4 protein-coding genes are annotated in these 5,969 nt (G+C 67.9%); 1 reads left to right on the plus strand and 3 read right to left on the minus strand.

Going from position 1 to position 5,969, the window contains the following annotated elements:
* Nucleotides 1-367: 367 nt before the first annotated feature.
* Complete coding sequence (locus OZ10_RS19465) at nucleotides 368-1,543, plus strand: benzoate/H(+) symporter BenE family transporter (protein ID WP_039414752.1); 1,176 nt, start codon at nucleotides 368-370, stop codon at nucleotides 1,541-1,543.
* A gap of 312 nt (nucleotides 1,544-1,855) precedes the next feature.
* Here the strand turns inward: OZ10_RS19465 and bphP are convergent, their stop codons facing one another.
* From bphP to OZ10_RS19480, 3 genes are all read right to left on the minus strand, one after another.
* Nucleotides 1,856-3,760 carry a bacteriophytochrome BphP gene (bphP, locus tag OZ10_RS19470; protein ID WP_039566690.1) on the minus strand — a complete coding sequence of 635 codons (1,905 nt, stop codon included), beginning with the start codon at nucleotides 3,758-3,760 and terminating at the stop codon, nucleotides 1,856-1,858.
* A complete protein-coding gene (locus OZ10_RS19475) occupies nucleotides 3,757-4,350 on the minus strand; it encodes a biliverdin-producing heme oxygenase (protein ID WP_039566692.1) in 594 nt (197 codons plus the stop codon). Before OZ10_RS19475 ends, bphP begins: the two co-directional genes overlap by 4 nt.
* Before the next feature lie 99 nt (nucleotides 4,351-4,449).
* Nucleotides 4,450-5,715, minus strand: coding sequence for a TCR/Tet family MFS transporter (locus tag OZ10_RS19480; protein ID WP_039414761.1), 1,266 nt, complete (start codon nucleotides 5,713-5,715; stop codon nucleotides 4,450-4,452).
* Between the last annotated feature and the right edge of the window lie 254 nt (nucleotides 5,716-5,969).

The raw sequence follows: 5,969 nt of genomic DNA on the forward strand, positions 1-5,969 counted from the left end.
ATCCTCGTCAACCCCTCGTGAAGAGGAAGTTGCCGCCGCTGCACTTCAATCCGCCGTAGCGTCTTTCCGTGTAGCGAGCCGCCCATCATAGCCGGCTTTTTCGTTTCGTCAACACCTTGTGATGTTTCCGACTCGCCTCGTTCGTTGGTGCGGTGCTTGGAGAAGCGCCGCCGTCGTGAGCGAGGACGCGCATCTTATCGAGCCTGCGCAGAAGTGCAAGCACTTTTTAACACGGGCATGACATCGACGCTTTTCGGCGGCCTGGCGACTGCCCTGCGGCCTGATCCTTTCCGCATTGAATGACGCAGTCCGATTCCGCTTGTTGATGCACTCAGTGAGAATGCTCGCCTCAGTCAGGAGCCCCGCCATGCCGCCAGCCCGCAGCCTGTTCCGCGATCTGTCGCTGCCTGCGATTGCCGCGGGATTTGTCACCGTGTTGGTGGGGTTTGCCAGCTCTGCGGTGATCGTGTTCGAGGCGGCGCGGCATCTGGGGGCCGACCAGGCGCAGATCGCATCGTGGATGTGGGCGCTCGGGATCGGTATGGGCGTGACCTGCATCGGCTTGTCGCTGCGGTATCGGGTGCCGGTGGTGACGGCGTGGTCCACGCCCGGCGCGGCGATGCTGATCGGCAGCGCGGCGGGCGTGCCGTTGCGCGAAGCGATCGGTGCCTTCGTGGTGGCAGCGATCCTGGGAGTGGTGGCCGGGTTCTCGGGGATGTTCGAGCGTGCGATCAAGCGCATTCCCATCGCGTTGGCGTCGGGCATGCTGGCCGGGGTGCTGCTGCGCTTCGGCCTGGATCTATTCGTGGCCATGCAGCACCAGCTGGTGCTGGCGCTGGCGATGCTGGCGACCTATCTGGTGGGACGGCGCTGGTTTGCGCGCTACGCCGTGATTGCGACCTTGCTGGTCGGCGTCGGCATTGCCGCCAGCGGTGGGTTGCTGCACCTCGAAGCGGTGCAGCTGGAACTGGCAAGGCCGGTATTGGTGGTGCCGTCGTTGTCCTGGGCGGCGCTGTTCGGGCTGGCGATCCCGTTGTGGGTGGTCACCATGGCCTCGCAGAACGTGCCCGGGGTGGCGGTGATCCGGGCGTCTGGCTACACGGTGCCAATCTCGCCGACGATCGGCTGGATCGGCGTGGTCAACACTATGCTGGCGCCGTTTGGTGGATATGCGTTGAATCTTGCGGCGATCACTGCGGCGATCTGCATGGGCCGCGAGGCGCATGAGGACCCGGCCCGTCGTTACACCGCAGCGGTGAGTGCGGGCGTGTTCTATTTGGTGATCGGCTTGTTCGGGGCGACCGTGGCCGCCGTGCTTGCGGCCTTTCCGCGCGAGCTGGTGATGGCCATCGCCGGGATCGCGCTGTTGGGCACGATCGGCAACAGCCTGGCGGCGGCGCTGCGCGAAGACAGCGAGCGCGAGGCGGCGTTGATCACGTTTCTGGTGACTGCGTCCGGGCTGACCCTGGGCGGGATCGGTGCTTCGTTCTGGGGACTGGTGGCCGGCACGGTCACCTTGCTGGTGCTGCGACCGCGGCGTTAGTGGCAACCGACGCGGTTTGTATCTGCGCCTTGATGGGGCGGCGAGCCTTGGCTGGATGTGCGGATGCCCATGTCGCGCCTTGTACGGTCACGCGCTGCGGCCGCCCGCGGAGACTGCCATGCATATCACGCGCTGCGTGTCGTAGTGTCAGGCGCTCTTGGTGCCTCGCTTCCGCGGCTAGCCAGGCGCGGTGCGACAACAAGGATGGAGCCAGCCGCCGCCGGTGCGGAGAACCGCGTCGGACCCGCGCTGCCCGCGCGGCACTGCGATACCAGGCCGCAGCGTCGGCGTGGCCGCGCCAGGTGGCGGCGCTTATTCAGGGTCGCGCAGCTGCAGCAGCCAGTGCGCCGTCACGCCGCTGGGGCTGGGCAGCGGTTCGAGGTGGAACTGGCGATACACCGGCGAGCCGTCCAGGGCGCGTAGCGGCAAGGTGACGTAAGCGGCGCGTCCCAGGCGCAGGGCGTCTTCGAGCAACTCGACCTTGGAGCGGGCGGCATCGTCGGCGACCAGGGCGAGCATGTCGCGGCCGATCAGGTCGGCCACCTCGGCCTGGCTGAGTTCGGCGAATGCCGGGTTGACGAAGATCAGCCGGTGCGCGGCAGCGCTGGCGCCCCGTTCGATGATGGCCACGCCGTCGCGCAGCCGCGACAGCGAGGCTTCGAGCAAGGTGAAATCCTGCTGGAAGCGCTTGCGTTCCATCAGCTCGATCAACACGCGCAGGCTACGCGCAGACTCCAGATGCAGCGGCGACCAACGCCGCGCGCGGCCGCGCACGGTCTGCTGCCAGAGATCGAAGCTCTTACGCGGCGACAAGCGCGAGTTGGGGATGTCCTGCAGCTTGGCCAGCTGCGGGTTGCCTGCCCACTTGACCTGTTGCACCTGCTCGCGCCGGGTCCACAGCAGGGCGCTGCGCGATTGCGGCATCAGCGGCACGAAGATGAAGCCGGCGGCCAGCGGAGCCAGGTCGGCCAGCTCCGGAAAGACCTCGCCGATGGCATCCACATGCAGGGCGCCGACGGCGTCCTCGCGCAGGGCGTCGTGGTGCTCGGATTCGAGATGGTCGCGGATGCGCCGCAACGCCGCCGCGTCCGGGGTACTGCCGTGACGGCTGATGTCTTCACCGTGGAAGACCGCCACGCCGTCGGCATCCACCACGTCCATCAGGTCCGGCGCCATGTCGGCGAGCATGTCCACGGTCAGGTGTTCGGCGTCGTTGAAGTCGGTGATCAGCTTTTCGCGGATGGTCAGCAACACCGATTCCAGCCGGGCACGCGCCACGGCCTGCAGCGCGCCGATGCGACCGGCCAGCGCGCGGGTCACCGCATCGGTGGCATCGCGCATGGTGTGGCTGGTGAAGTGCGGGCTGTAGTGATGGCAGGAAATCAGCCCCCACAACGCGTCGTTGACCACGATGGAGGACACCAGCGTGGCGCTGACGCCCATGTTGGCCAGATATTCCAGGTGCACCGGCGAAACGCTGCGCAGGCTGACATCGCTCAGGTCCACCGGTGTGCCCAGGCGTGGATGCAGGGTGGGCTGGATCGGCGACGGCTGGTAGCCGACATCGGCGATCTGGCGCACGCGGTTGCGCAGGTACAGCGCGCGCGCCTGCGCGGGGATGTCGCTGGCGGGGTAATGCAGGCCGAGATAGGCCTCCAGCTCGGGCTGGCGGGCCTCGGCGATGACATCGCCGTTCCACTCTTCGTCGAAGCGATAAATCATCACCCGGTCGAAGCCGATCATGTTGCGCAGGCCCTTGGCTGCGCGCACGGCCGCCTCGGCGATGCCCGGGTCGCGCTCGATGCTGCGCAACAGCGGCAAGGCCTCGCGCAAGGTGACGTCCATCAGGCGGGCGTCACGCGGCTCGATTTCGATCAACCACTGCTCCGGATACAGATGCCAGGCGGCCACCCAGGGGTGGTCGGGCGGCGCGCTGCGCTGCGGGAAGCGCACCTCGGCATGCAACAGGTGCTGCGGTTGGTCGTCCACCGCAGCCGGCAAGGTGTCGGGCAGCTCCAGCACCTGGGTGTAGGGCATGCCCAGCAAGGCGTCCATCGGCACGCCGAGCAACTCGGCGGCGGTGGTACTGGCCTGCACGATCCGACCGTCAGCAGGTTCGATCACCAGCAGCACGCCGTAGGGCTGGATCATGCCGGGAATGTGGATCGGCTCGCGCGCGCACTCGTCCATATCCAGGGGTTCGGTGTGCTGATTCACGGGTGCGGCTCCGCTGCGAGGCAGGTATGGAAATGGGCAAACATGGCATGCGCGCCGTCGATGGCGGCCGCGTGGGTCTGCGGCGAATCCAGGCGTTGATCAAGCACGGCCTGAAACCGGCGCCAGGCGGCCGGGTCTTCGTCGGCCAGCTCGAAATACTGCAGCGCACCGGCCAGCGCGGGCTGGTGCCTGCGCAGGCCGCGGGCAATCACCCGGCCGCCCAGCTGGGCGCCCTCGATGACGTACAACATGCCCCAGCGCGCGGCGTCGGTGCGCACGGCAGGCAGCGCAAGCGGCGGATCCGGCGGTTGGTTCAACGTGCGCAAGTCCGCGCGCAAGGCCGGCACGCGGCGGCGATAGTGCCAGCCACTGCCGACCAGCGTGCCCAGCCAGCCGCTCAACTGCTCTTCGAAACCCGCCAGCAAGGCATGGTGGCGGCGCAGGATCTGCACGTACGCGGCGCGGTCGACCCGCCCCTGCCCCAGCGCCTGCATCAGCGGCACCGCTTCGACCCGGCGATGCGTGTCCTGGGTGGCGTGACGCAGCACGCGTGCGGCCGATGAGGGAACAGCCTGGGTGTCAGGACACATAAGCAATCGAGGCAGTGCCGCGGCACGGAGTGCACCAGCCTAGCAGCGCGCGCGCAAATCAGATAAAGCGGACACGAGCGCTAAATGAATCCGTTGGCATCACCCTTGCGCAGCGGCGGCGATTCCGCTGCCCCGCCCTGCACGCTTCCATGCCATCCACCACCCTGCAGCGAGCAACAGGCCGGCCAGCAACCAGGGCGCGCCGGGCAGATGCAGCGGTGCGCCAGCGCCGATGAACCAGGCAAACACATTGGCGAACAACAGCGGGCCCGCAATGCCGGCCAGGCTGACCAGGCCAGTCAAGGCGCCCTGCACACGCCCCTGCGCATCGGCGCCGACCTCGCGGGTGATCAAGGCTTGCGCGGCGGGTGCGGCAACGGCCCACAACGCGCTGATCGGTACGCCGATCAGGAACGTCGCGCCGCTGTCGGCCAGCCCGTAGATGACGAAGCCGATCACCCCGCAGCCCAGCCCCAGCAGCAAGGCGCGGCGTTCGCCGAGCCAGCGCACCAGGCGACCGACCAGCAACGCATTGACGATGATGCTGCACACGCCAACCCCGGCCAGCACCCAGCTCACTTCGCGCAGGCCCCAGTGATATTGGTAGCCGGCGAACAGCACGAAGATGCTGGGATAGACGTAATGCGCCAGGTTGGCCAGGAACACCACCGAGGCCAGGCCGAACACCTGCGGATAACGGCGCAGCAGCTTGAGCGCGCCGAGCGGATTGGCATGCGACCACTCCAGGCGCGCAGTGCGACGTTCGGCGGGCAGCGATTCGGGCAGCACGAACCAGCCGTACAGCACATTCAACAAGGCCAGCCCGGCGGCAAACCAGAACGGCCAGCGCAACCCGATGCTGCCCAGCCAGCCACCGATCAAGGGGCCGGCAACAAAACCAATGCCGAACGCGGCGCCGAGCATGCCGAAGGCGCCGGCGCGCTTGTCGGCCGGTGTGACGTCGGCGATGTAGGCGTTGGCAGTGGAAAAGCTGGCCGAGCACATGCCGGAGATCACCCGGGCCAGCAGCAGCATCGGCAGGCTGTGGGCGATGGCCATCAGGATGAAATCCAGCCCCAGCCCCAGGCAGGAGAGCAGGATCACCGGGCGGCGGCCGAAGCGGTCGGACAAGGCGCCTTGCAGCGGCGAGCAGACGAACTGGATGGCGGCGAACAGGAAACCGAACCAGCCGATCCAGCCGGCGGCGACCACGTAGTCGCCGCCGGTGAAATGCCGCACCAGATCCGGCAGCACCGGGATGATCACGCCGAAGGACAGCACGTCGATCAGCACGGTGATGAAGATGAAGATCAGCGCGGCGCGGCGGCGCCCCGGAGCGGCAGCGGAATCGGCGGGGAGAGACATCGCGCGGCCCAGGGTGGCGAGGTGGGGAGTGTAGCGGCGGATGGAGCGCGGTGCCGGGGGTAGCGGGGCTGCGTGATCCGGCACCGCCTGGCGAGTGGCGTTGATGGTTGGTTGGCTGGGGTGCCCTGCCCTCATCCGCCCTTCGGGCACCTTCTCCCGCTAGCGGGAGAAGGGAGTGTGCCGCCGTGCGGCCGGCGGTTAGTTGTTGGACGCTGAGGGGCTGAGAGGCTGGGGCCGGGCTGAGAGGCTGGGGC

Source organism: Xanthomonas cannabis pv. cannabis, from assembly GCF_000802365.1.
Taxonomy (GTDB): domain Bacteria; phylum Pseudomonadota; class Gammaproteobacteria; order Xanthomonadales; family Xanthomonadaceae; genus Xanthomonas; species Xanthomonas cannabis.

Bases quoted from the DNA above. Each gene is read 5' to 3' on its own strand.
- OZ10_RS19465 (WP_039414752.1), top strand. From the start codon at position 368: ATGCCGCCAGCCCGCAGCCTGTTCCGCGATCTGTCGCTGCCTGCGATT.
- OZ10_RS19475 (WP_039566692.1), bottom strand. From the start codon at position 4,350: ATGTGTCCTGACACCCAGGCTGTTCCCTCATCGGCCGCACGCGTGCTG.
- OZ10_RS19480 (WP_039414761.1), bottom strand. From the start codon at position 5,715: ATGTCTCTCCCCGCCGATTCCGCTGCCGCTCCGGGGCGCCGCCGCGCC.